Source organism: Pedobacter agri PB92 (assembly GCF_000258495.1).
Taxonomy (GTDB): Bacteria; Bacteroidota; Bacteroidia; order Sphingobacteriales; family Sphingobacteriaceae; genus Pedobacter; species Pedobacter agri.
This window is the reverse complement of record NZ_AJLG01000063.1, coordinates 1-26227: the sequence shown is the minus strand read 5'-3', so window position 1 is coordinate 26227 and position 26227 is coordinate 1. Positions and strand designations below refer to the sequence as shown.

The window sequence follows — 26227 nt, the reverse complement described above, 5'->3', positions numbered from 1 at the left end:
CTCTTAAGAAGTTTTGTCTCTTGGTTTTTATCCATCGCTGAAAGTTCATAAGATGTTTTAGAATGGACTAAGATAGCCAAATTATGCTTCTCCATCCATTTGCCAATGGTACTTGAAGGTAAGCCATATTTGCGTCCAGCTGCTCGCTGACCGAGCATACCGGATTTGATCTCGCAAATGATTTTCTCTTTCAGATCATCGCTTAACCGTCCCCAAGGTTTTCTAGTTGCAATTTTTGTTTTGTCTTTGCTTTTTGTTGCCATTTTTCAGTTTTTAATGACAAGCTATAGCAGGACGAGACAGTACATCTATTTCATTTTTTTGGAGACAGTAGGCTGGTCATTGCGACCAGCCTACTGTGAGGATTTATTATATAATTCTACGCTTCACCTTAACAAAATATCTTAAGCTGCGCGCCTACTGAGGCAACATTGTTCCAGGTTGAACGTAATAGATAAACGAGTTGTATAACCTGAGGCTTCACCTCACTTATTTTTCTCTTATTAATTTCTTTGCTAAAGGATCTGTAATCAAACATATTTCCAACAATGATCCAGACCTCCCGTGAGGTGCTTGGATCGGAAACAAGTTTTTCATAGGTCGCGTAAAATGCCTTGGGCGTAAGTCCACCCTTAATAATTCTTGATGAAACCGTACCTACCTTGGAATAAGCCCAGGGGTTAGTCCATTTGGCGATATTTGCGGTGGGCTTTTTATCAAAATATGGGGTCAGGTAATCCAGATTTTTTGTAGCCTGGCCACAGACTTCCTGAAAAGCAGTTGCGGATAGACCTGAATCTCCTGCTTTCGCATGGATAAAAACGACTCTTTTCTTTTGCGTATCCAATGCGATAAAATCACCAATCTCTCCCTGCAAATCATCGCACAGTAAGTGTTCGAAATCAAAAGCATTCTCTAATGGATTGTCGCCATATCCCGAGGCCTGTCTCGCAATCAGACCAAAAAGGGTATCTTTATGCCAGAGGTTGGAGGTTATGGGTAATGTTGCTATATTTCCTTTCTCACTGATTATTTTACTAATGCAGGGATGAGGGCTAAAGATTTGATTTAGATCGAGGTCTTTTTTCTTGCTAATTAAGTTTGCACCTGGTCTAAAGAAAAATTTACCTGCATAAACATATTCATTGCCTTTTAATACGATTCGAAAGGACTGGTTTGTGTTGAAGAATGCTAATATTCCCTCTTCGTTTTCGTATCTGCTTGATACAAATTCATCGATGCCCGCTGAAAAAAGGTTGAATCTCTTAGTGTCCGAAGCGTAGCTGATCACAAAATCGAATGCCTGATCATTGATGATCAGGGTAAAGGCGTTATTTTCGATGTTGGCACACAGGTCATCAAAATAAACCGGCTTACTATCCTCTCCAAATCTAAAGTTGTCAAGATCCTCACCGTCTATGTCAAGCAAAATGCAGATGCCCTCGACCGTTGCAGGCGGGTCTACCCTTTCGGCGAAACGCGCCATAAAAGTATTGATGGAAGATGAGGGTATGACGGTACGTAACTCTTGGTCAACTTCATCAATCCATAGCTGCAATTCATCAAAGGGTATCCGTTTTCCGGTCGCATCGGTGATGCGTCCATTCTGAAAACCAAGGTATCTTCTTTTGGTCTCGCCCTTTTCCCGTACTTTGCCTTCAATTCTTGCAGGAAAATAAGAATGGTCTGACAGGCCTGGCGCGGTCGCCTCAATTGAATTGGACTGAATTTCTTTACTTCTGATGTTGCGGCTTCCAATATCGGTGTTGATGAGAAAAACCTTGCTGATGTTGCGTTTGTTTTTAAAGAGTTTGACCAGGTTTTCCCTCGACACGGGTGCTAAATCCTCGATTTGTCTCATGGGATTGTTCTGCTCGCTGTCATAATAAAAGATATGTGATTTATCCATCCGGAGCATTGTAGCGGCTAGTTTTTGCTCAATGAACACCCCGTCTTTAACCAATGGGGAATTTTCGTATTTGATGTACAGGATGATCAGGCAATTGGGGCTGGTTAGTTCATGTTTTAGGATAGAATAATCTCTGCGTCCCCATTCCTCTAACAAGTTTTCTGAGAGTTCATTAAAAATTAAGCTGCCATCATGAAAATAGGCGTTCACTTTCTTTTGGAACAGAATTGATTTTGATAAACTAATTTCGCTAACGTTGACCAATTCTCTAAATGAGCCGTCAAAGTATAAAGTGGAGGCCTCCTTGTTGACTTTAAGCACATCGGTGATGTCGTAGAGTTTTTTACGCTTGTCGACCATCTTATCATAATCAAGGTAACTTTTCCACTCTTTCTTTAGTCCTTGTGCATCCAGTCCAAAAAGATATGCCGAACGATCCGGTTGAAGCTCCGGGTTTCTCAAAACTCTTCCAATTTGCTGAATGAGTAACCTTGAACTTTTAAAGGGTGCATACAGGGCGACAATAGAAAATTCCGGGTTGTCTATCCCTTCAACCAGTTTAAACTGGTGCACAAAGAAATCATATTTCTGTTGGCCAGCTGTGTCGGGAACCTCGGATAGCAGGTCATTTTTATCTTTGAAATTTTGATGGATACCTACAGCGCGCTTCTTGAGCTTTTTAAGGCTGGCAACTATTTTTTCGATATCAGACTGGTTTTCGCATCTGATGATTGTTCGTGGCTGCGCAATGCCCTGACCGTTCAGTATTTGTATGACCACTAATAGCTTTGCGAGTACCGCATTGACAAAAGTTGAAGGATTAAGTGTAGACAGATCAAGTTGCTGAATTTCCAGTGCACGCAGGATTTTGGCCTGTTCGCATTTGGAATGGTCCAGGGAAAAGAATTTTTCCTTATCAACGTTAAATATCTTATAGTCATTCCGGTATGGGGTGGCCGAAAAGAGTACAGTTGGCTTCCTGAAACTTCGTACCGTTTCACCCCAGGTGTAGGCTGGCTCTTTATGCCCCTCATCAAAAATGATGCAGTCTGTGTTTTTCTTAATTGCTTCAAAGGAAACGCTATCGTTCGCTGAAATATACTGGAGCGCCTGTATGGTGGTGACAATAATTGATTTTTTCCCTTCGATTTTGCTGATGACCTCCACTGCATCTTTGGGTAAAAGTGGCTCCACGACCTGATCTGGTAGCTCGCTGATGGGCTTGGCAATTTTGTTCCAGAATTTTTCCTGAACTTCTTTCAATATCTGGAATTTGAGCGCAGTGCTGGGGGTAATAATCAGGAAGTTTAAATCAGGATAAGCGACTCTGCTGAGCGCTGAAAAAACACCTGTTTTACCGGTTCCGGTCGGCATTTTAACTAAAAATGACTTGATATCGAATGCATTGATATAATCAATAATGTCTTTGAGTGCATCTTTCTGATGATCCCACAATTTTAGCTGGTTAACCGCTAAAATTCTACCTTCTTTATCTTGCATGAGAGTTGTTCGTTAATATGTGATCATATATTGCCGTCAATATACTTAAAGTTAGGCTAATTATTAAGTGTATCTGTTATATACAATCGACTTCTGTTAAGCTTGGCATGAACCTGGTCAGAAATATTGAAGAAAGTACGCCAGCGCATGTTGCCCGTATCCATGTCGGCAGTTTTGCGCGAGAGCATAAACCTTAACGCAAGACTTATGTCATTTAAAGCGTAGTACCTAAATGACTGCACGGTAGTCTTGTTCCGGGCTGTTATTAGTGGGGATTCTCCGGAATTGCTCCGGTTTTGCAGGTCTCTATGTAGAGGGATACCTGATTTAAGCATTTCGATAACTCGCCAAATATCTGATGATCCCAGAACCGCATGACTGTGAACCCTTTTTCGGAAAGTAACCTGTTAACCACCCTGTCTCTTTCCATATTTCCTTCTATTTTTTTTATCCAGAATTCAGCATTTGTCTTTATTTTCGAACGCACCGCCGGCCAGTTGTATCCGTGCCAAAAAGAACCGTCCACAAATATGGCCAGCTTATATTTGATGATGAGTACATCCGGTTTTCCGGGAATCTTACCCGAGTTCTTCCGAAATCTAAATCCATTTTGCCAAAGTGCCCTTCTAAGAAGAATTTCTGCCTTTGTATCTTTGGATCTGATCCTAGACATGTTGAGACTTCTGGAGGCGTTCGGCTGTTTCAGGGCTTCCAGGGATTTTTTTTTGGTATGTTTTCGCTCAGACACAGGTTAATAAACAAACTATGTTAGTGCAATGTTTTCAAGGAGTTGATCAGGCCTGTTTTTTTAACTTCCATCAGTATGCCCGGTGGTAAGCAGATAGGGCTTACCACCGGCTAGCGTTATTAGTTATTGAACATGCCCATTTGTTCGTCTTCAAGGGTTCCGACCAGGGATGCTCTATCAAGGTATTTATTCATCTTTTCACAGCTTGTCTCCGGGAGCAGAATGCAGGAATAACATGCGGCCAGATTTAGCCCGAGAAATCCCTGACCGCCTGATGCGGATATGCAAAGCGGATCGGAAGAACACCATCTGGCTTTATCTACACCCCTGTTAAGAATGCCGATCAGGTATTCCGGCAATCCTTTTTCAACCAGTCCTCCCAGTGAGCCTTCGGAGTCTGAGGTTGTTGTGTATATCAGGATGCCATTCATTTCGTTAATACTGCCGGCCTCATCCTCTTCGCTACAGTATATAATCTCGGCAAGTGAGGATGTGCTGTAACCGCAATCCTCTGAAAGCTCTTTGAGCAGGATATGCGAGAGCGTGTGCAGAAACAGGTAACGTTTGTTTATTGGCTGGTTTGCCTGATTAAAATCAGCGTTCGCACGTAAGATATTCGCATTAACTGCGCCGAGGCGGGCATCGTCGTACCGATCCGACCATTCCGCCAACAGGGTACTGTTGAATTCAAGAAAAATACCCTCACCCCGCACTTCCACTGCCGGCAGCTGATGGGTTTGAAGCGGTGTTTTGCGCGCGTCCTGAATCCGGTGAAATTCTGCCGTCTGCTGGGGATCCAGTCCATCTCCCGGATCTGCAAAGATAAGTTCTTCTGTCATCAGGGGCTTGATGCGCGTAAATCCCCGAAATACCTTTATCGCTGAGAGTTCATCGAGCAAAACCACACTTTTCAGCAATTCCTTACCAAGAGTTTCATTGTAGGTCCTGCCCGGCAGGTTTCTTTTTTTAAACCAGGTTTTTGGGTTATTGAAATCTGCTCCGAGAAAAGCCTTATACTCCTGTTGTCTCAAGAGAGCGGCTTTTTTTCCGGGCTGCGAGGTCCCCTCGTCACCAAAATAGCTGCGGATGAATATTTCGAGCTCTGACGGGGAATACCCCAGCTGGCTATGCCAGCTGAAAGCGGGATTTTTAAGTTTGCCCAGAATCATTTTTTTCCAGTCACTGTTTGTGTAATCCTGATACTCCTCGTAACTGTCCTCTAGCCGGTTGCTGATGTGGCCCTCTATTTTCAATCGCACCTGTGGCGGGCAGGACTGCTCATAGCTGCCCTGTGGCAAAAGGATGCTGCTGTAGATAATAGGAAAGATGAGATTTCCGGCACCGCGCTGCATTGTCCGGGGAAATACGGTTTTGGCGTAACGGCTCATCTCCTCCCCGTCCCAGGTCTGGGATAAGGTCGGAATATCTATTCTGTCCTTGTGAAAAGTACCGTCGTTCCCATAGCCTTTCCATGGTTTAGAAAGCATTCCGCGTACGTAGTTGAGATAATGACCGTGCTCGGGGCAGTCTCTTGCAAATATTTCCTGATCAAAGATCTCGGAGAGATCCTTATGGGCAACGTAAGTTCCGTCGGCACGTTCGCTTCGGATAACGATGTCTGAGAGACTTGCCGAACCACCTTTGGAACGGTAGTATAATCTGTTTCCCCGACCTCTTTCCTCCGGCACACGTTCGTGGACATACCAGTCCCAGGGAAAGTCGTCCAGAAATCCGTTTTCTGTGGCGATGACAAACCTCATTGGTACCATCACCGGTCCATCCTGGAGCTGGTTGTTAAAGCATGAGCGACACCAGAAAGGTTTCATCAGATAATCGAATGTTCCTATGTTTGTTGTCTTTTCCCTTCCCCTGGTTTTGTTACTGACTTCCATTAGACCACACTTTGGACAATAACAGGCCGCGGGAAAACGTATTCCGTAGGTTCTGGCTGTGCTAAGGCCGTCAAAAATAGGTGGCACTATGAATGAGGTCACTTTAAAGGCTTCAGCAAGTCGGGGATCATTGATGGTGATTTGTCGGTTCGGATTTTCTGCACCAATGTCCGGGGTACCCCAGTCTTGGCTTCCATCATCATGGCAAAGCATGATTAGCGAAAGCTGTGGCAAATCGATAATGGATCCGGCCGGCCAGGTGTGGATAACCTGTGATTGTCTGATGTCGAAGTTCATGTTTAGTTTTTGATGATGATTAATGAAGATGATTCCACGTTTCTTAACGTCTGTAGTGTGGAAAGATGTTCCTCCAGGCTACTTTGGGTAAACTGCGCCGGGGCATTGAATACCTTTCTGTGGAATTCAAATGTTGGCTGCATCCTTCCGGTAAGGGGATCATATTTTAGATAATGGTGATTATCCGCAAGCGTCCGGCCACCCTCAAGAAGTTCTATTTTATCAAAATAGTCCTCTTCTATTTTTCTGATAACCGGGTAAATCTCTTTTGTGGCAGATTCCGGATGGATTTTTTTGGCGCGTGCGGTCACCTGGTCAAGCAGATCCGAAATGAAAGTCCTGTAGGAAGGGCTTCTTGCGTCAAAAACACCTGGCCTGCCCTGTAGGAAAATACCCCGGGTCAGCGCGATTAATACTGTGGGGAGTACTTTTTCCAGTGCAGGTCCGGAAAAAGGGGTTACAGAAGTGGACTCGACGTGATAGTAGTAGGCCTGATGAAAAGATTTGAACCGCTCATAGTGTGAACGGTCACGGTTCTTTGTCGGGGAAAGGAAGGAGAAGACCACCCCGGGTTTCTCACGCCCAACCCTCGAGCTTGCCTGAATATACTCCGCTGATGTTTTAGGCTGTCCGTTGATGATCATCGTATTAAGTCTGGGCACATCTACTCCGACTGATATCATGTTTGTGGCGGGTGCGACATGTACGGGCTGGTTTTCTTTTGGAAACACATCACGCAGGAAGTCCATGAAGGTCTTTTTATCTGCTGAGGCCTCTCCCCGGTAAGGAAGTCCCAGTTTGATGAAAGACTCCTCATTGAGCATGACGGAAAAAAGACTGTGCAACGCTGACTCCGCTTCCTTCAGACTACGGATTCCACCGGCAAGCAGCGGGGCAAGTGCGGTCTGATTTTGTTCATTAAGTGATGGAAGGGTGGTTTTTTCCAAGCGGTCCAGACCCGTTGTGATTTCCTCTGCCGTCATCACGCTGGAAAGTTCGCAGAGTTCATCGTGATTGAACCGCTTCACGAAGGTGTTGAAGTGATTGGCCAGGAACTTGCGGTAGGCCACAATATCGTCTGTTAAAAATGTTCTGAATTTACCAAGCTCTTTCAGCGCATTGAAATATACCACCAGTGTGTAGTAGTTGTCCAGCGAGGAATTATCAACGGGAAGTGCCGGTATGCGCTCGAGTAATACCGATGTCAGGCGTATCAGCGCGGTACTGGTTGTGGTACCTGCTGCCATAAATCCTACATACATCCTGCTGGTCCTGTCCTCCCCGCTGATTTTCCTGGCAAAAAAGGAAATCATCCGCACTTATCCCGGGTGGGGGAAACTGCATAAAATGGCTGCGGGCGTAGAGACGGCTGCACTGCTGGCGGGCATTTCTGACTGTTGCTGATGCACCGATTATCTTAGGAAGAAGTCCACCGGCCTCCACGCACAGGCGCTCAATGGCGATTTCGTAAACCCCGTAAATAGTACCCAGCGCTGAGCTGATCAGATGCAGCTCATCCTGGATAATCAGTGAGGGCGCGGGATGTCTTCTAGCGATTGTACCAGCGCTGAAATCAAGATTAAAAAGGGTGAAGCAGTCGCTGTTCCAGGCCAGTTGTACATATTTATCAACTGTCGAAAAAAGCAGTGATGGTCTTTGCTGATAAATAAGCTTGTCAACTTCATAGATAGGGAGGGTAAATCCTTCCCTTTGGGGAAGCGTTTTCGCTGTTACATGAAAATCGCAACGGGTATTTGTACAGGCAATATGAAATGGTCCGGTTGCCTTACCTTTAAGGTGTAAGCGCTGGAAATATCCCCAGCGTCCGGTAACTTTGTTTGAAACCTGCTCTTTGACCAGGCGGTTACCACAGCAAGGGCAGGATAGCACCGGCGGGCTGATAATCCAAGGATTTATAGTTTGCCCCTTATCAATAGAGCGGATATAGGTGGCGTAATTTTCTATCTGTATTTCAATAGTGTTCGGAGTCATTGAGGAACCCATCCAGATACCATTGGATATTCTGGTCTGTCCATAATTAAGAATCTCTTTTCGCCGGATGAGTTCACAGGCACAAACCAGAATTCCCGCGCGCTCGAACTGCTGCTTATTGAGTAAGCGCAGGGTATAGCGCATTAATACCGAAACCCCGGCGCCATCATTCGGATTTCCAGAAACGGATTTGGCGGAAAGCCGTCTGTAAAATATCGTGAAAGCCGTCAGGCCGAGGTATGCTTCGGTTTTTCCTCCTCCGGTCGGAAACCAAATCAAATCAACTGTATCCCGGTCCTCGGAGGAGGGATCTATAATCCCTTTGATCTGCGAGAGTAGGAAGGCCAGCTGAAAAGGTCTCCAGCGTGCCAGGGTTCCTTTTCTTGAAGCATTATCCGGGGAGAGACGGCCGTCTTCCCAGAGTTCGCCTGAGCCCGCATCATACGGAATAGCCGAGTAGTCCGGCAGCGCGTCATCGAAAACCTCGCTATCATGCTGAACACGTTTTTTAATACGCCGGTGCCGGCTGAAGTCAGCCATTACCCGCTGCACAAACATTGCCTGGTTGGCATCCTGAAAAGCTTTGAGTGCATCCGGGTTTTGGTCTAGTAAGGTAATCCCTTCTTCCATCCGGCCCAAAAGTTCCTGGCATTTTCCCAAGTTGGACTCCACCTGCTCCAGGAGTTCACGCCTAAGTGGTGGGTGTTCGGATTCGGCTGCTTGTTGCTGGGAGAGAATCCAGCTGCCGTAGCTCATGCAGAACTCCCTCAGCTCGGCACGCACGACCTTCCAGTCATAGCTTGGGTGCAGGGCCTGGCCTCCAAGCTTTTTCATAAAGAGAATTTCTTTCCCATGATAGGCGGGCGGATTCATGTCTACTCCATTTACTTTTTCCACCGGAAGCACTTCCGTTTGCACCAGGTCGGTAAGATCACCTGTAGTGGACCAGTTGACTGAGATACCGTGACCCAGGCCATAAGTCTTATAGTTCCGGTAAAGGAGTTTTAGATTGATGTCCTCCTCCCCCATGTTCCTGAAGGAAGAGAGGTCCTCGAAAGGAGAAAAACCTGACGGACAGATCAATTTGATGCAAGGCTGAAAGATGCAGTCCAGTGGACGCTTCTGATCTTTAAAACTGGCTGCCCGGACATTGTTGATCAGGGTAAAGGTTTTTATCTCAAAATCGGTGGCATGGGGATAAGGCCTGGTTACAATGGAAAGGCGACAGGCATCACTTAGAATTATTGTTTCAACCCTCCCCCTGCATTCGTAGAGAAATCTATCTTCCACGTTCGGCCCGTTTTGAGAATAATCAAATTCTGCAAGAAAAGGCTGCCTGCTGAAGACCCTTAACCTGGAGCTGCCACCTTCCCGGGCGGTATTTTCCCGTTCCACTGTAATGGCGTGGTAGGTAGCAAAGGATACGCCCAGGTGCAAATGGCTTCCTTTTCTGACAAGTACAGAAAGACCGGCGGCAGAGGGTCTGAATTTGGTACTGAGTTCGAGTGAATCTTCTTCACCCGATGCCGACTCCTTTGTGGAGCGGGAACGACGGCGACCGGAATAATATTCAACTTCCTGGTCATTGACATCTGCCTGTTCATGCTCTTCTTCTGCGTTCTTTTTGTTCTCGCCATTCTGATCATCCACGCTGGCACCCAAATCAGGCGTGTCATCGCCATACTCCACACCCGAAATCACAGCAGGAAAAAGCACTCCCACGGTATAGAAATCGAGCGGGTTTTTATCAAGTTGTTCTTCTTCGCCGCCCATAGGGCCAAGTAGTGTTCGCTGGACTTCATTGAAGATGTCCATTCTGATATCCTGTTCCATATTAATTCATTTGGTCATATCGTTCTTCAATTAAGTATTTGAACCTGCGGTCGATGTAGACTGTCCCCTGAACACAGGCCCGTGTACCCGCTATATACAGCAGATGCATCTGTCTGAGATTGGAGGGGTCATAGTTTACCGGCCCCAGGGTAAGGATAAACTGATTTTCAAGTCCTTTGTAGGCATGTATTGTCAATACCGCAGTCTTATTTTTCTCCTTCAGCGCTCCGGAATGAAGCTTCGAAGGAGCGAGTGCCAATACCTGTCCCACCTGGCTTTTGTCCGCACAGAGGATACTGATCTCCTCACGGCAAATTCCATGGGCCTCAAGTTCGGAAAGTCTTGCCATTAGCTGATTATCCCGGTCTTTTTCCGATGCGTAATATTTTATCTGGCTGGGCCAGTTATCAACCTGGCGCAGACAGTCCATTTTTGGAAGGCCTGTCTGTACTGAGGCGGTTTTAATCATTGACACGGTGTTGCGACAATTCAGCTTAAGGGGAAGTACCACTGTCGGATAAGCTTCTTTGAGAAAGCTAAAATATTCCTCCGCATCTGTGTTGTAAATATTCTGGAAGTCTTTATCCATAAATACCGTGAAGGCGCCACTGTCAAGCCCGCCTTTGAGTAGACTGCCAAGGGCATCGAACTGATATTCATTTAGTATATCCTGTCCCTCATCGATGATCAGGTAGTCAAAGCTGCCACGAAATTCCGCTCTGAGGTTTTTATTAAAAAAAAGCGGTAACTCGGTGAACCAGTAATCGCTGTCTTCATCCCTTATCCCCGGAAGCTGGCTGTTGAGATATTGCTGATCCCGTAAAAGTCCGTGGAGGTGCCTCATCTCGGCAAACCCTTCTTTAATGCCCAGAAGCGAAAGTTTAGTTCGCAGGTGGGTGATGAGGTTTTTATTGTAACATACAAAAAGTACCTTTTTTCCCTCTTCGCATTTACGCCGAAGGAGCTCAAGCGCGAGAATTGTCTTACCTGTTCCAGGACCTCCCTGTATGAGGGCTGCTCTGGAAGGATTATAATCGAGTGTATCAAGGCTATACATCTGCATTCGTGTAAAATGCTGCTGATCCTTTACAGCCTGGTCCAGCAGGCCGATTACCGGAAGGGTAAAATGAAAACTTCTGCGAAAGAAATCAGCAATTGTACTTAGTTCTTTTGAGCTGATCCCGCTGCGCCCGCTATTCTGGGGATGGGCAGTCCAGTAAGCTTTAAGTCTGTCAATGTAGCGGCCAAAGGACATTTCACCCTGAGCATCGCTATGATCATAAACCAGATCAGGTTCATATTCCATCGAGGAGATTCTTCTTCTGGTGAAGTCCTCTGGTTTCAGGCAGTCCGGGAACATAACCCCTATCCCAAAACCAAGGCGTCCTGAAACATGAAAGCCTTTGAATAGTCCAGGCAAATGATAGTCTCTGGTTTGAAAAAGTCCATCATAGGCCTGTTTGAAAGGATCGCCTTTTTTGGTCCCCCCCATCACATACCAGTCCGCGGTGGAAGCGTCGTATTTAACGGCACCGCCCTTTACTTCCAAAAAAAGAATGCAGTCGCTGTCCATGTAGACAAAATCAATCTCGCCCTTTAGCTTGGATGTGCCGGTATTGCACAGCGACAGGGAATGAAAAAGGTATTTTGCACTATTGGCGAATAGTTTTTCTTTAACCGCAGCATCGTATATTCTTCGTTCCGCGGAGGATTCAAATCGGTATCCCTGAATGTTTGAGGGGCTAATAGGCATATTTTTTTTACGGTTTATTTTGCTACAACGGTTAATACGGTTTTAACTTCCACATGGTCAATAAAGCTGTCCAGAAGTTGTTCATCGAAGATATCCTCCTGCCAGCCATGGCTAATATTTTTTAGACTGTAGATGAGTTTGAGTATAGCGGATTTGATAAATCTTGATTTGATTTTTTTGAGCTCCCGGCTTTGGTGATAGTAATCATCCTTCAGCGCGTCCTCCACAATACCAAGGTCTACCAGCACCAGCAACAGGCGTTTGAATCTGTTGGGCTGGAGTGTCTCGCCGTCGATCCATTTCCTGATCGTCTCGGGCACTACAATAGGGAATCCCTTTTGGTTGAGGATAGCCATAAAATTATAGATGCCTCCGTTATTGCCTAGAAATTCCCGGATACCGCTGCGCCACCTGAGATCATAATCAACAGCCCTGCTGTAGCTTTTATGACTGGCAAGTGCTTCGCTGAGCAGGTTGCGAATGCCGCGGCGGCTTTTCGGTACTATAACCTGATCACCCATTTTCAGTTCTTTGACCTCTTTTTCCAACTCCTCGTTCTGCTGGCTATCATTTTCCTGATAGATAAAAACGCTCTGATGCTGCTGGAAACCAAGCTGACTCCCGTCTTCAAAAAATACGAGGTAGGATTCAACTGCTCCCGGTCTGGGGTTGTTTCGAGACGAGGCATTCCAGACGATATCCCTAACCACATCCTCTTCCTGTTCAGCTGCCTCCTGCTCGCTGGTCTCCCCGTTTCCCTCCTCATCCAGAAAAAGGAAACGCGAAGGGGTGCGAGTGTCCTGTGGAAAAGCGGTATCAGGAGGAAGGTTAAGCAGTTCGAACTTCTCAGTTGTGGGACTGATTTTATCGATCTCTGCCTGTGCGCGGTCTGCATACCAGCCAAGAAAGTGGTAGCCGCGGGCATCAGTGAGGATGAGCTGGCTGGCGTCGCCCGGATCGGTCAGGAGCATATTTATTAGGGCTTTCCCCGCACCAAGATAAACCACCAGACATTCCTTTTCAAGGTTAACATTACCTGATAGAAACTGCTTCTCGTCAGAAAATATGATGTTTTCCGGTGCCAGACTGATAAGAGAGCAAAGATTTCGCTGGTCGTCAATATCGTGGTTTCGGGAAACCAGCAGCAGGCTTTTGTGATGGTGGATTGATATGGAAGCGTTGATTTTTTCGGCAAGCCTTTCGTTAACCCCGTAATCGGCCTGCTGTATCTGCGTAAAGTGTTTTAGGGTTTGTTCAACAAGTCCGTGATCCTGACCGCCCGGAAACCATCTTTTAGCGAAATCATGGAATAGTGCATGCTGGGAAGCCAGCGAAGCATTAAACCGCTCGCGCTGGTAAAATGAGCTTAACCTAGACTTGGTCTGGAACAGTATTTTCACAAGAGCGAGAATTTCACCGCTACAGAAGTAGTTCATGGCGAGAGATTTCCACCGGACAATAATTTCTTCAAGGGCAACGACTGCTGAGTCGAGTAGACTGGTGGTGATTTTACTAACAGGAATGTGCTGCAAGACATCCATATTTTCCAGCCGGCGAAACTCGGTTGCTTTCAGCATCCAGGCCATCGGAGTGATACCATTGGAGGCAAGAAGTGCATGTACGTCGAAATTGCGGTTGCTGCACACCAGGTAGATGTCTCTGAAATAACTGCCCAGTCTGCTGAAATACATTTCTTCCAGCAGGTCCAGGTTTTCTTTAAGTTCCCCGCTCCGGTCCCAGGCTTTTATCAATAGATCAAAATCCTCGATGACGATGGTGCGTAGCTTGCCAAGTGACGGTCCCCCGAAGGTCATGATATTCTCGTAAGAAAATAGCGTATCCGGCCGGGACAGTAGTACTGTAACGGGCATATTTTTTGTTTTTGCCTGTGAAACCTGGATGAATTTAATTTCTTGGTCTGTAAATACAGTTTTCTGGATATTAAGGTGTTCTTTCAGGCTGCTGCCTGATATCGTTACATTCCCCAGCAGGGTTTCAAATCTTGAGGGCTGGGTAAAAAGAATAAGTCCCTCGTGTGATTTATCGTTCTCTTTAAGACGAAGTGAAAAGATATTGCCATCGCTGGCTTTTTGGATGCGCTGAAATCTGTCAATAAGTTCGCGGAGTCCATGGGCATTGGAATACGCCCATTTTATTTTGTAGTCCTGTGAAAAGGGAATCTCGAAATGCCGGTTCTGACCATGCAGCATCAGGCTCTGGCTAAGATAATCGACCATGGTCACCGAGCATACCGAACCATTGACAACAACTTTTCGCATCTCCGGCTGAAACCTGGTGGTGAAAAAATCCTGTGCATTTAGCGCTGCATTAGCAGCTTTTCGGTAAAAACCAAGGGCAATGTAAAATGGGAGCAGGTGCATGCCGGGCGAACCAGACTGCATGTAAAGGCTGATCAGGCGATTCTTGGAATCGGTGGTATTCTGAAAAATAAGAAAAGGTAACAGCGTATTTTCACTGAACAGCCGGAGTGAGCGGTGGTTCATGGTGAACCTCGTATTTTTTAAATCCGGAAATTCTTCCGAAATGACTGTTTCCAGGTATGCTTTACTGATCATTGGAGAGCGTTATCAGGTTTATTAAGGTTAACTTTTATTTTTTTCAAGAACAGAACTGACAATTTCTGCAATCTGGAAAGCCAGATACGGTGGTACGGCGTTGCCAACCTGATGGAACTGTTGTGTGCGGCTTCCGCAAAAAAAGTAGTTATCAGGAAAAGTCTGTATCCTGGCTGCCTCACGCACAGTCAGGCTTCGGCACTGTAGAGGGTCATAATGAATAAAATAATGCCCGTCCTTGGAGATATGGCTGGTAATGGTTGTCGCCGGCTCGCCGGCCAGCTGCACCCGAAAGCGGTCATTAAATTTGCCGCTTTCTGCATTGGAATGGTCCGGCAACAGATCATCCCCATACGCCCGGTAATCAGCCATTCTGGGAAACTTACCAAATTTGCGTGTGTAAAGCGCGGAAAAAAGATACCTTTTCAGATCACTTGAAAGGTGCCCCCTTGACTGATGGTTGAGTGAACCCGACAGCCTGCTGTCACTGTACCAGTGGTGCAGTGGGTGCGTGGCTGAAAGTTCACTTTTTCCCTGAAGGTATTCTGCGCCCCTGTCTGATGGAAAAATCGAATTTTGTCTGAAACTGTCAGGTAATAATTCAGCGAGTTCATCTGCATAACGTGATACATGCTGTTTCCAAAGACTGTATGAGTCTTCAAGATTCACGTAGTTGCGCTTTTTTTTGATTTTTCCCTCGACCAGATGCTCTGTTGATCCGGAAAAAGCCCTGTAGATACTGCTACGGATTTTCGGTAGATCAGAAATTACCGAGCGAAGTGATACGCTTTCTTTTTGCACCAGCTGTCTGGGCTGAACATTGATGTCCTCGCGAATTCCCAAAAGAATAACCCTGTGCCTGCGCTGGGGGACGCCATAAAGCTCCGACTTAATTAGGTAATCCGAGTCGCTGCGTACCGCTTCCCTGACCAGCGAATATATTCTGTATCCGGGGCAGGGATTCAATGGAAATACTGTTGCGGGATCGCTTAGATCAGCTAAAATATTATCGAAAATTTTTTCTCCGTTAACTTTTGCGGATAGCAGTCCCTTAACATTTTCCATCACGAAGACCGCAGGCCGGTGAACGGCAATAATACGCAGGTACTCTTTATAAAGGTGTACCCGGTGATCCCCGTCCTGAATGCCCCCTACACGTGAACGGCCGACAAGGGAATAAGCCTGGCAGGGCGGACCACCAATCAAAACCCAGTTTTTTTCTCCGGCAATCCCGCTGCGAATGCGCTCGTCAACTTCGTTTTCCTGGGTTTTACCCAGCGTTGCCTGCCAGGCTTCCTGATCTGCGAGCCTGTGTTCGCCGGAAAAATTGCTGTACAGCTTTTCAAGACTGATGCTGCCTGAAAGGAAATGGTAATAATCTTCAGGAAGTTCGTTAATCGGAAACTGTCTCAAAAAGGCCCTTAATTTGAGTGTTTCGCGTGCCTGGGCATCCATCTCTATCGAAAGGCGTACCTGATAGTACCTCTTCCCATTTCGGGATAAGCTGCTAAAGCCCTCTGCCAGGCCACCTGGACCTGCGAATAAGTCGATTACGGGAATTGCTTTCATTTTGGTACATACGCCCCGCGATGCAAAACCTCCGGACTGACAAATAGATTGGCTACCGGTTGTTTGCAGAAAGAGCGCTTGTTTTGATTTTGGAGCAATATACCGGCTTTTTAGGCTGTATGAAAAAAATCGTATTTTTTTTTTTCAACAATTGACCTTGCGAATGATGAGGCAACGGGTATTTTTGTCTTTTCTAAGCAAAAATATGAGAAGATACTTTTATCGTAATGAAGAAAATACTTGGATTGGCCCTTACAGTCCCCTGATGCTCGTTTTGCATGTGCTCATGGGTAAAATACACATTCATACCGCAGTTTGGTGGAATACTGATTCGAATTCGCCCCATAAACACCCTTCGTAGTGTGGTGCGGAAAGAAAAAGCGTCTATGAACTGGGATTTATGCCAAAATGGTTTTTTCGTGAAAATTCCAGACTCGTTTTAGCGACACTTAAGGAAAAAATAACAACAATGCTGAGACCCGGGGCCGCTCAGGGTTTACCACTTCAGACTGTTGAGCCGGGGAAGCTTTTGGATGGTGCGCCTGAGAAATTTCTTAATCCTACTCTCTCTGCTATTGCTGATTTTAATGCCCTCTCAAGATTCGAAGTTACCTTTCATTATCTTTCGGATGGGCGGGCAAAATCGGCCAGTTATCCGGTTTATCTGCGGCACAACCCTGCCAGGGGTTTTTCATTCAATATCATTCTTGAAGAGCTCCCTGGCGTTGGCGGGGTGAACTACCCAAGCTCTTACGGGCTTCACCGCAGCCTATACTTAAAAAACCGCGGGATGACACTGAATGTACCCGAAAACTCGGTCACAGACTTTCACACACGCTTTCCGCACATCCCGCAGCAGTTGACAGGCAGTTTCACCGAGCTAAAAACGCTGGATGAACAGGATTACAACGGGAAGTTCCAGCGGCTGATTCTGACTTTCCAGGACACTGATACCAATGAGGTATTCAGTGTGGTTCGTTCGAGTGGCCAGCTGGTCTGCGACCGGGAATCATTTAATGAACATGACAGTCTGATGGGCCTTCGTTTTAGACTGGGAACTGCCTACCGTAGAATTGAAATCGAAAAAAAGCAATATCACTTCTGCAGTCCTGACGGACGGCATTTCGTGCTGGACAGTCTTCAGCACCAGGACCATGAGTCCTTCAGGAAACATACCGGGGTGATCAGGATGGCGCTTGGGGTACTTTCCGGCCGCTATTATGCTGATGAAGCCTATTATCTGATTTCGGGTGATGCGGATTTTAAATCGGTCTGCGGCATCTGGTATGTACTGGAAAACCAGACGGTAATGTCTTCAAGGCGGGTTATTGACAGTATTACCTATCAACAGCATCACGATTCCTCACTGGAACCTGATCCGGAGCAAACCAATTATAGGGCGGCTATGAGCATTGAGGTATTTGAAAAACTCTGCATGTTGATGCTGAATCACGATCAGGTTCTCAGAACAGCTGAGCTGGTCATTCGTGCGATGAATAATCCCGACCCCGTTCAGCAGGGTGTGCTGTATTCTGCCGCGCTTGAAACCCTGACCGGTTCACTGAGCGAAATAAATGAGGACAGGCTTAATCCGGTACCTGACAAAGAAGTTTTTACAAAATTACGGGTGGAACTGGAGCATACTCTACAGGCCTTTCAGGGGGAAATCCCTGGAGAGGGAAAGACTATTCTAAGGAACAAAATCAGCAATCTGAACTCCCCTACCAACCGGGATAAACTCGTGAAGACTTTTGGTCTTTACTCGATTAGCCTGAGTGCCCTTCAGATTAAAACGATTGACCACCGAAATAAATTTTTGCATGGAAATTCACCTCTGGACAGAACATTCAAGGTCGAGTTAACCAGGATTTCGCTGATTTTGCATAACCTGATCGTAAAGTTACTGGTAAAATATGCTGGCTATTCAGGCCACTTTATTAACCTTGCTAATCTGGAATTCCTCAGTGATGAACGCAATGCACTGGAGCTTGCCAAAAAGTTGCAAAAGTTCTTAAATCTTTTTCGAGAGGTAAAGGATATGGAAGCCGGACGGGGAATGAAAGGCAGGAAAAGATCAGGGCAGAATTTGAAATCCTACGGGAGGAAATAGATGATCTTCGTGTTGTGGAAATTATCTGATCAGAAACGGAGATAAAGGCTGCGAAACTTCTTTTTTAAGTTAAAATGGGTTACGAGCCTTTTTCTCTTTTTTTGATACAGGACTTATGGAACTTCGGGGAGGTGGAGTAAAATGGGCTAGACAATGTCGATATGTGCGTTCAACCGCAGTACATAACCGGTGTCAAGCTGAAACTGACTGATCTTACCCTGCTGCCCCCTGTCGAATACGGGCTTCTGCTTATTTACCAGATGGGCAATCTTTACCGCAAGCTGTTTTGCTTCTTCCTGTTTTTCAAATTCAAGAATTGTGGCAGTAAGCTGAGCGGGATCCGCCCAGGCGCCCGCACCCTGACTGCTGTCCTTGAGTTCGACGAAAATCACCACATCTTCATAGGTTAACATGCCATCGCACTTTTTGCCCTGTTTTCCATCCGGGAGTAGAGGAAAATCAATACAGTGGTCGATGGCGATAAAGGTCACCTCGATTGCCCGGTTGTTGTGAACCACTGCTATCCATTTTTCTCCATGCGTTTCATCAAGATAGGCAGGAAGATGGGGTGGCGGTGGATCGTCGCAGATGCCAAAGACCCTTTTGCCTGATTTACCTACGCATTCTGCCCTGAAAAAATCCACACTCATCGGGATAGTTTTTGTTGCAGGAGCAATAAATCAGAGAAAAGGTCATTGGTGTTCCCCAACTCCCGGTTTAACCAGTTATCGTCTGAAGGGATGCCGTACTCATTTGGAAGCATCCGGATTATCCCCGTCTCTTCGCTAAGTTCATATATGGTAAGCTCATTATGCGATATTGATGCTCCGGCAGGAATAATTTTTTCAAAATCGTTCCGCAGCTCATCAGTGAAAACGTTCCTGTATTTATCCGAAATCTCCCCGGCTTTTACTGCCAGGGTAAGGTAGTTTACGATATAAGGGCTGTGAGTGGTTAAAACCAATACATTGTCCGCCCGCATATTGTTAAATTCAAGCAGCATATTCAGTACCTTTCGCTGAGATGATGGATAGAGATTTTGCTCAGGTTCTTCCACGATATTGAAAAACAGAGAGTAATAATATTTGGAGGTTAGACGCTCAAGGTAAATTCGTTTAAGTCCTTCGGCAATTTTGTTGTTGTTCAGCACTTCATTGGCCTCCTTGCGCATTTTTTTACTGATCTTAATACTCAGCGGGTTTCGGTGGTTGTCATCCCGGGACTGTATTGATCCCATCAGGTACCGTGTCACAACAAACAGCGGAACCAGCGACTGAAAACCGCTGGATGCTTCCGAGAGATTAATTCTGTAACCTTTTCCGCTAAGAATTGGTGTTTCGCTTATCGAATCATACATAATCCGGGCATCATTTATCGGCAGATCAATCGATGAGGTCAGCTCGCTCATCGCATCGGTGAACTCTTCAGCAAAAGTGTATAGCGTACTGGGCAGTCCCTTTAAATCCTCGAGATTCTTAACCGCACTGGTCAGGTTGCGTTCTGCGGGCACATACATAATCTTTGGAGATTTGAATACCTCGGGATCGAAAGCCTCTATGGTTATCTTTCCATACCTGTACTCAAAATTAAGACCGGCACCCTGATAGGCGATGTATGTACTCTTTTTCAAATATTGCTGTATATTCTGATAGGCGCACCGTTCACGAAACCAACCCTGACGGTAAATATGTTCGAGCGAAATTTCTCCCCGCATTAACGCTTTTTCAATCCAGGCCAGGGTGGATATCAGTTTGGCCACCGTGCTCTTACCTGCTCCCTGCGCGCCGATGAGTACAGTTACTTTATTTATGTTTATCCAGCCTAGTTCCTCACCCTTATCTGTTTCGGACAAAAAGCCTTTCCTGATGGGACCGAAATTCTGGATCTTGATTCTACTCATATCTTGGACTGAAATCTTTAAATTCAAAATTAGCAAAATTCACCGAATACAAGAATGTTTCCCAAATATGGGAGAACCTTGTCAATAGGCACAGTATGCGTATTTCGGCGAATGTGGTCACGGATTCCGCATTTATGCTGACAGCCCGTTTCGCTCCAAAGTGGCGGACGATTTCGGAGCAAGCTGGTCGTTTTGACCATTAGGTCAACTTTCTTAAATTTCTGGTAATTGAGTTTTTGGTGAATGCTGTCTTGGTGAGGTTGAACCGATCGGTAAAACAGATTCAGTTTAATGATCATGAATGTCTTCGGAAAAGCTGTTTTTAACGGCTTAAGAGGCATAACAATATGATTGAATGACTGAGGTCCTCTGGGATTTTGAAAGTCTATTTAGTAGCATTCGGGTATCCATTAGTTTGACACTGGAAATTAATAAGAAATGAAACTAGATTTCGGAGTTGCATTTGTTCAGAGGGAAAGGAACAAAAATGAAAATTCCCGGTAATCATTTTGGCGACCAGTTTGGCCCGAAATCGCTACGCTACTATTGCCGAAATATGCACTATTAGAATAACTGTCGAACTTTTTACAAAAACATAAACATTTAAATATTAGATATTTGAAAATAACTAAAGTCTAAAAAAAGTCAAATCCCCAATGGTACATCGAACATCAAAAATCAGCCTTAAAACAAGGATTGAGAGGGATTATCAGAATAAGATAAATTTAGATAAAAAAGAAAGTGCCCTAGGAGATCCCTAAGACACTTTTCCTAAGCTGGGTAGGTAATGGGGCTCGAACTCGTTTAGAGCTGCTTCGCGGCTTGTTCGCTTTAAGACTAGTTTTTCAGTTACCACTTACTCACTTAAGATAAATGAATTGTAAATCTTTTTTGCGTTATTTCAATTCATTTCATAAATTTGAGAAGTTACATTTGAGCCCAAAAATGGTCATTTTTGACAGTTAGTGAGTCGGATTTATGTTTTGCAAGTAATTGTTAGCCAGCAAGTTATTTAAATAAAACTTGTTCTGGTTTCGTCGGAACATATTGATGCCTGCATTAATTAGCCACTTCGCTAAGGTATGTTTCATGCCTCACCATTCCCAAGCCGCTAATGCTTTGCTATCGTGCCACAAAGCCTACTCTATTCTTTATTGCAGTAATTTCCAGTTGAGCATAAAGTTGACCGGTGGAGTGTTTTTAAAATGCCAGGCCAACTAAGAATTAAGAGAGAAGAAATTAAATTACTCAATTCTCAGCCTAAGCAATCTGATATTTAAGCCCTAAACAGGCTTTTGAAGAAAATAGATGTGAATGCATTTGAGGAAAATATATGTAATAATGATGAATGGAATGGTTATCGGCAAGATACTGTTAGTAGCGTTTTACTAGTCTCAGCTGACAATTTACTAATCAGGCTTTTAAAATCCTTTCGCTGGTGAAGAAACTTGCTGCTCATCTAACTTAGGTAATTACTTAGTTCGTTGCTAATAATTTTCTTGTTTTTGGGTTTCCATATTTTTCAGCGGCATATCCTAAAGACTGCTGATCCAAGCTCCTCGCTGTTTTCAATGCCTTTTCAAGTACCTTGGGCTGATCCTCAGCAAGTGAATCCAAATTATTGATTAGGTCAATCACCAAAAATTCCTTGGTAGGCTTGGTTGGAAAAGCTGACTTTTTTCTAAAGCTGAACAATTTGTTACCCAATTTAATATCTCCGCTGCGCAGGTGGTTGTAAACAATCTGTTTGTTATACAACTGTGTCGTCCCCAGGCCCAATGCATTAAAATAATTGAAAGAAGTAATCAGAAAGTTGGTATTGTCCAAGAATTTCTTGATGAGCATATCATCCGCCGGTGGTTCAAAACCAAATGCATTTTTCTTCGGAAAGTGATATAGCCCAGGGCCAACTCTTTTCAAAGTTCCCTCACCTGTAAGTTCCGAAAGATGCCTGTCTATTGATTTTGACCACTTTTGCAGTTCATCCCTTTTGTATATCACCCCTTTTTTAAGATGACTCTTTAATTCCTCTAATTTTGGCATAACAAATCCTTTCGGTTACAAATATACGAATTATTGAAATAATTTGCATGATTTTTGACGAAATTTCATTCAATAATCAACTCTAGAAAGTCAAATTGAAAAGAGCTTTTGCTTCTACTATTGGAGACACCATCACCATTCATTTTGGGTAAAAAGCGTAACCAGCTTTATATTAAAACCTGGTATGTTGATTTCATTAATTATTCTTCGATCCACTAGACCCTTAATTAATTCCCTATTCCGGCCTCCAACTAAAAAAGATCTCGCCATCAATATTAATGGGTATTTAATCAGAAACAATTTCAAATATCCCTTTGAAGATCGTTATCAGCTCATTTATTCCAGTAACAAATGAGGGCTTAAGTATTGTTGGAAGTTCACCCAGCCTCTTTTGAAATTCGGTCGAGATCTAAGTCATAAGTTTTTGTGCCCTCTACAGCAATTAAAATACGAGCAACGATATTAAATAAGTCCTCTTAAAATGGCTTTTTTTTTGTACTAAAACTCTCCTTTGGCATGATATATATTACATCTTTAGCAATTGATCAAGTACATTATTATCATCCATTAGACTGCCAAGATCAGGCGCAACATTGTCAATAAGTTTTCCATTTTTGTCAATCAATACATGATGAGAAATACTAGACACGTTATAAGCCTGACAAACAGGATTTTTTGTCCACCCTTTCGCTAAAAGATTTATGCCATTTAATTTTAAACTTTTGAGTTTTTTTTGCCAAGACTGTTCATCTGCATCCACGCAGATATTTATAAAAACAACGTCATTATATTTTTGATGTATCTTTTCTGCATATTGATTGATTTCGTTGATGCAGGGATTACAGTAAATACCCCAAAAACCAATATAAACAACCTTACCTTTAAAATCACTTAACGATACGTTTTTTCCATCAGTATTCTTAAGTGTAAAAACCGGAGCCTGCGTTCCCGAACGTAAACGCTGTATTTTATCATGGAAACGTTCAAGGGTATCTCGATATGATCTGGAAAGAATATCATCTTTAAATTTTTGATATGCTTTCTCAGAATTTTCGTAACCATAATCAGAATAGCCTGTAATGATCGAATTGGTGAGGTACCAATCCATGATAATGTTTGAAAGATACAAACCCGAGAGCCCGGCATAGCCATTGCCCAAGGTAAAGTTATACTCTTTATTTGCCGGCCCTTGGTTAGCAAGACTAACCTCACTGAAGGGGTTATTGGACCGAACTTGATTTTCGATATAGCTCCTGTAGTTTGGCGAAAAAGCAAAAACATTTTCATTGAGCAGATCTTCCCTACAGCCATATTTTAATGCGGCATCGTTCAGGCTATCAAGATTTAGCCTATACTGCTTAAACTGGTTTGCATTTTTATTCCTTTCCTGTGCATTGATCTTTTCAACAAACCTGAGCAAAAAGAAATAGTATTGATCTGCAAGCACCTTGGCTACGTATTTACTTTTGGGGTTCTGGTTAATCACTGAACAGTATTTATTGAATAAGGCCTGCACCTGCTGCATTTTTTCATTACCTGCTATTTCCCTGTTCTGTACAATTTTAAACATATCCAAAGTTTTGGGCCAATATGATTGGTACAGTTTTAAAACAAGATCTATTTCATCCTGACGAGAGGGTACTGATGAAACTGCAGTTATCCGAAAGGTTTCATTAAACTTCGCCGCATCCCAGTTGATGATTAATGTATCGCCGGGAACAGCGAAAACCGGTATCCCCTGATGGTTTAGCGAAAGATATAGATCCTGCGGAGCAGAAATGGCTATTTCCTTAATAAAATTGCCATTCTTATCAATGGGCACACCTACCAGATGTTTTGCTTTTATAAAATCAGTAATTAAAAATTCCCAAAAATCTCCGTCGGCATTTTTAACATTTCCTTTTATCACAAAACCTTTTGGCTCATCAGCCTGTGCAGCGGATTTTCCCTGATTTATTAAAGTTGCGGTAAGTATAAAGCTTAAAAAAAACCTGATCAGATAGAGTCTCATAAATTGATGTATAAATAGCTAAATATATAAAAGAAAAACGATTTACCAGAGAAAAATCATTGATTTTTTCATATTTTAGAACAAAAAAATAACGCTCCAATAAATAGATCAGACATCACAGAAACCATTAATTCCCTTTTCCACAAAAAATACCAAACCGGGCCTAGAAATTGTAACCAAAGTATTCATTCCCTACAATTTATCATTCTTAAATTGCAAAATTAATCGCACGAATTACAGCAAAAAAGAAAATCGTCACACCAAACGAAGAAATAAGAAAATATATAACAATAAAAAAATAGCATACAAAAACATATTACATATATTGTGTATATAATATATTTCATATATTTTTACGTTAATAAAATATTAAAATGAGAAAGAACATTGATATTGACGAAAGTCTTTTAACTAAATTAAAAATATTATCTGTTTTTGAAGAGGTAAGTGTTAAATCTGTCATGGAAAAGGCTGTTTCTTTTTACGTGGAATATAAAGAAAAAGAACGCTTGAAGACACTATCTGAAGAAGATAAAGAGGATTTGGGTTTACTATTACTCATGCAACAAGCAGATAGAAATGATGTAGTAAGTCGTGATGAATTAATGAAGGCTTTGGACTAATGGAAATTATTATTTTACGAAGTTTTCTAAATGACATTAAGAAACTCACCGATAAAAAATTGAAAGATAAAATCAAAGACTTTGTTATCGAGATTGAAAATGCTGAAAGCTTAGAAGAGTTTGTAAATATAAAAAAAATGAAAGGTTTCTCTACAGCTTATCGTTGGAGAGTTGGGGATTATCGATTGGGATTTTATAAAAATGAAAACACTATTGAGTTAGCCCGATTTGTGAAAAGAAACGATATATACAAGATATTTCCTTGATCGCAATTAAGTAATACAAAACCTCAAAAAATTTTAATTGTTCAACAGGCTGTTGACCAATTAAAAGATAAGAGAACTCTACTATAAAAAATCTCTACACTTTGCTGATCGTTTCTCCGATTGCTATCAAAACATTCCGCCTCACAAAACGAGGGTATCTTTCTAGTAATTAATGTTTTCTTTCAGCTGCAATTTGTGCAACAATCGTAAAAAAAAGATAATTTATTGTAAGACTTTTAATCATATATGTGGAAGTTTCGGCAGCCTTGACTATATCGTTTCGTAATTTACGGTTAGTATGTTCAGTTCACACTGACCACTCCAATGGCTAATAAATAAGAGGTTGGAAATAAGTCGTGTCTTCTCTTAAACTGGTCAATCCAACACGGTATCGCTTGATCAACGAAGCCGAAATCTACATCTATTCCTTTTTCTTAAAAATTTTCGCTCTATTCCTGGGAAATGGTCGAAAGCACACCATACTTTCACAGATTAATCTATGCTTACCGACAATCTATAACATGCCCATAAGCACTCGTATTTATTGGAGATATAAAAGGAATGCCCAGATCGGCTGAACGCAGTATCAGCAATGTTCCCATAACAAACATAAACCAGGGAATAAGTTTGTTGGTGTTAAAGCTGATGAATTTCTTGAGGAAGATACCTCCTAAGGAAATAATGAGCATCAGTGGCGCGGTACCTAATCCGAAAAGGAACATAAAAGTACCGCCAGATTTAATATTTCCTGTATTTAAAGCAGTTGCAAGTGCCAGATAAACCATCCCGCAGGGGATAATGCCATTGAGCATTCCGGCAAACAATCCCCACAATTGCAAATTGAGTACCTTTCCCATCAATCTGCTGAGAGGACTAAGCACCCATGACTGAAACTTAGAGAATCTATTTTTATAAGCAGTATTAAACTGTAGTGCTGTAAATGAAATCAGCATAGAACCGATAAATATACTCAGCATCTTTTGATCGCTAACAAGGCGGATACTGCTTCCTAAAGCCCCAACCAACAATCCTAATACAGTGTACATAGCAATTCTGCCAGATTGGTACAATACATATTGAAATCCACTTCGAAAGAAATTCTCTTTCCCCAATGGCATAGCCAGCATCATCGGCCCGCACATCACCGCACAATGAAGGCTTCCGAAAGGCCCCATCAAAAATGCCAATGGAAAAAGTGTGTACGT

Annotated in this window: 18 protein-coding genes; 4 read left to right on the top strand and 14 right to left on the bottom strand. The window is 43.5% G+C overall.

The window, feature by feature from the left end:
* The 9 genes from ON09_RS11000 to ON09_RS10965 form a co-directional block, all read right to left on the bottom strand.
* On the bottom strand, positions 1-263 hold a 263-nt coding region (locus tag ON09_RS11000; RefSeq protein WP_010601117.1), incomplete at its 3' end, for a hypothetical protein.
* A gap of 128 nt (positions 264-391) precedes the next feature.
* Positions 392-3409, bottom strand: coding sequence for a DEAD/DEAH box helicase (locus ON09_RS10995; RefSeq protein ID WP_010601116.1), 3018 nt, complete (start codon positions 3407-3409; stop codon positions 392-394).
* 265 nt (positions 3410-3674) lie between these two features.
* Positions 3675-4157, bottom strand: coding sequence for a very short patch repair endonuclease (locus ON09_RS10990; protein WP_202947143.1), 483 nt, complete (start codon positions 4155-4157; stop codon positions 3675-3677).
* Between the two features lie 119 nt (positions 4158-4276).
* Positions 4277-6346, bottom strand: a complete 2070-nt coding sequence (drmB, locus tag ON09_RS10985; RefSeq protein ID WP_010601114.1) for a DUF1998 domain-containing protein — start codon at positions 6344-6346, stop codon at positions 4277-4279.
* A gap of 2 nt (positions 6347-6348) precedes the next feature.
* A complete protein-coding gene (locus ON09_RS24245; RefSeq protein WP_202947142.1) occupies positions 6349-7593 on the bottom strand; it encodes a helicase-related protein in 1245 nt (414 codons plus the stop codon).
* Positions 7511-10171, bottom strand: coding sequence for a hypothetical protein (locus tag ON09_RS25665; protein ID WP_029204280.1), 2661 nt, complete (start codon positions 10169-10171; stop codon positions 7511-7513). The genes ON09_RS24245 and ON09_RS25665 overlap by 83 nt, the downstream gene beginning before the upstream one ends.
* A 1-nt stretch (position 10172) precedes the next feature.
* Positions 10173-11924: a DEAD/DEAH box helicase family protein gene (locus tag ON09_RS10975; protein WP_010601113.1), complete on the bottom strand. Its 1752-nt coding sequence runs from the start codon at positions 11922-11924 to the stop codon at positions 10173-10175.
* A 14-nt stretch (positions 11925-11938) separates the two neighbouring features.
* Positions 11939-14500, bottom strand: a complete 2562-nt coding sequence (locus ON09_RS10970) for a DISARM anti-phage system protein DrmE domain-containing protein (protein ID WP_010601112.1) — start codon at positions 14498-14500, stop codon at positions 11939-11941.
* A 27-nt stretch (positions 14501-14527) separates the two neighbouring features.
* Positions 14528-16069, bottom strand: coding sequence for a DNA cytosine methyltransferase (locus ON09_RS10965; protein ID WP_010601111.1), 1542 nt, complete (start codon positions 16067-16069; stop codon positions 14528-14530).
* A 205-nt stretch (positions 16070-16274) separates the two neighbouring features.
* Here ON09_RS10965 and ON09_RS25175 point away from each other — a divergent pair, with 205 nt between their 5' ends.
* Together ON09_RS25175 and ON09_RS10960 are read left to right on the top strand one after the other, a co-directional pair.
* Positions 16275-16430 carry a hypothetical protein gene (locus ON09_RS25175; protein WP_157258928.1) on the top strand — a complete coding sequence of 52 codons (156 nt, stop codon included), beginning with the start codon at positions 16275-16277 and terminating at the stop codon, positions 16428-16430.
* Positions 16431-16469: 39 nt separating this feature from the next.
* Complete coding sequence (locus tag ON09_RS10960; RefSeq protein WP_010601110.1) at positions 16470-18179, top strand: hypothetical protein; 1710 nt, start codon at positions 16470-16472, stop codon at positions 18177-18179.
* 146 nt (positions 18180-18325) lie between these two features.
* On the opposite strand, the gene ON09_RS10955 is transcribed toward ON09_RS10960, so the two are convergent.
* The 4 genes from ON09_RS10955 to ON09_RS10940 form a co-directional block, all read right to left on the bottom strand.
* Complete coding sequence (locus ON09_RS10955; protein ID WP_010601109.1) at positions 18326-18829, bottom strand: hypothetical protein; 504 nt, start codon at positions 18827-18829, stop codon at positions 18326-18328.
* The gene (locus ON09_RS10950; RefSeq protein WP_010601108.1) at positions 18826-20079 is read right to left on the bottom strand and encodes an AAA family ATPase; all 1254 of its coding nucleotides are present in this window, start codon (positions 20077-20079) and stop codon (positions 18826-18828) included. Before ON09_RS10950 ends, ON09_RS10955 begins: the two co-directional genes overlap by 4 nt.
* Positions 20080-21555: 1476 nt before the next feature.
* A complete protein-coding gene (locus tag ON09_RS10945; RefSeq protein ID WP_010601106.1) occupies positions 21556-22122 on the bottom strand; it encodes a hypothetical protein in 567 nt (188 codons plus the stop codon).
* Between the two features lie 526 nt (positions 22123-22648).
* Positions 22649-24133, bottom strand: coding sequence for a TlpA family protein disulfide reductase (locus tag ON09_RS10940; RefSeq protein ID WP_010601105.1), 1485 nt, complete (start codon positions 24131-24133; stop codon positions 22649-22651).
* A gap of 374 nt (positions 24134-24507) precedes the next feature.
* Between ON09_RS10940 and ON09_RS10935 the strand changes: the two genes are divergently transcribed.
* Together ON09_RS10935 and ON09_RS10930 are read left to right on the top strand one after the other, a co-directional pair.
* Positions 24508-24756 (top strand): hypothetical protein, encoded by a 249-nt coding sequence (locus ON09_RS10935; protein WP_010601104.1) that lies wholly within the window; start codon positions 24508-24510, stop codon positions 24754-24756.
* A complete protein-coding gene (locus tag ON09_RS10930) occupies positions 24756-25022 on the top strand; it encodes a type II toxin-antitoxin system RelE family toxin (protein WP_010601103.1) in 267 nt (88 codons plus the stop codon). Before ON09_RS10935 ends, ON09_RS10930 begins: the two co-directional genes overlap by 1 nt.
* A gap of 503 nt (positions 25023-25525) precedes the next feature.
* On the opposite strand, the gene ON09_RS10925 is transcribed toward ON09_RS10930, so the two are convergent.
* On the bottom strand, positions 25526-26227 hold a 702-nt coding region (locus ON09_RS10925), incomplete at its 5' end, for a sulfite exporter TauE/SafE family protein (RefSeq protein ID WP_010601102.1).

What these genes read in the sequence shown, in the direction of transcription:
- ON09_RS10975 (WP_010601113.1), bottom strand. Translation starts at nt 11,924, where the DNA reads ATGCCTATTAGCCCCTCAAACATTCAGGGATACCGATTTGAATCCTCC.
- ON09_RS25665 (WP_029204280.1), bottom strand. Translation starts at nt 10,171, where the DNA reads ATGGAACAGGATATCAGAATGGACATCTTCAATGAAGTCCAGCGAACA.
- ON09_RS10940 (WP_010601105.1), bottom strand. Translation starts at nt 24,133, where the DNA reads ATGAGACTCTATCTGATCAGGTTTTTTTTAAGCTTTATACTTACCGCA.
- ON09_RS24245 (WP_202947142.1), bottom strand. Translation starts at nt 7,593, where the DNA reads ATGGCAGCAGGTACCACAACCAGTACCGCGCTGATACGCCTGACATCG.
- ON09_RS10945 (WP_010601106.1), bottom strand. Translation starts at nt 22,122, where the DNA reads ATGCCAAAATTAGAGGAATTAAAGAGTCATCTTAAAAAAGGGGTGATA.
- ON09_RS10965 (WP_010601111.1), bottom strand. Translation starts at nt 16,069, where the DNA reads ATGAAAGCAATTCCCGTAATCGACTTATTCGCAGGTCCAGGTGGCCTG.
- drmB (WP_010601114.1), bottom strand. Translation starts at nt 6,346, where the DNA reads ATGAACTTCGACATCAGACAATCACAGGTTATCCACACCTGGCCGGCC.
- ON09_RS10950 (WP_010601108.1), bottom strand. Translation starts at nt 20,079, where the DNA reads ATGAGTAGAATCAAGATCCAGAATTTCGGTCCCATCAGGAAAGGCTTT.
- ON09_RS10960 (WP_010601110.1), top strand. Translation starts at nt 16,470, where the DNA reads ATGCCAAAATGGTTTTTTCGTGAAAATTCCAGACTCGTTTTAGCGACA.
- ON09_RS10935 (WP_010601104.1), top strand. Translation starts at nt 24,508, where the DNA reads ATGAGAAAGAACATTGATATTGACGAAAGTCTTTTAACTAAATTAAAA.
- ON09_RS10970 (WP_010601112.1), bottom strand. Translation starts at nt 14,500, where the DNA reads ATGATCAGTAAAGCATACCTGGAAACAGTCATTTCGGAAGAATTTCCG.
- ON09_RS25175 (WP_157258928.1), top strand. Translation starts at nt 16,275, where the DNA reads ATGAGAAGATACTTTTATCGTAATGAAGAAAATACTTGGATTGGCCCT.
- ON09_RS10930 (WP_010601103.1), top strand. Translation starts at nt 24,756, where the DNA reads ATGGAAATTATTATTTTACGAAGTTTTCTAAATGACATTAAGAAACTC.
- ON09_RS10995 (WP_010601116.1), bottom strand. Translation starts at nt 3,409, where the DNA reads ATGCAAGATAAAGAAGGTAGAATTTTAGCGGTTAACCAGCTAAAATTG.
- ON09_RS10955 (WP_010601109.1), bottom strand. Translation starts at nt 18,829, where the DNA reads ATGAGTGTGGATTTTTTCAGGGCAGAATGCGTAGGTAAATCAGGCAAA.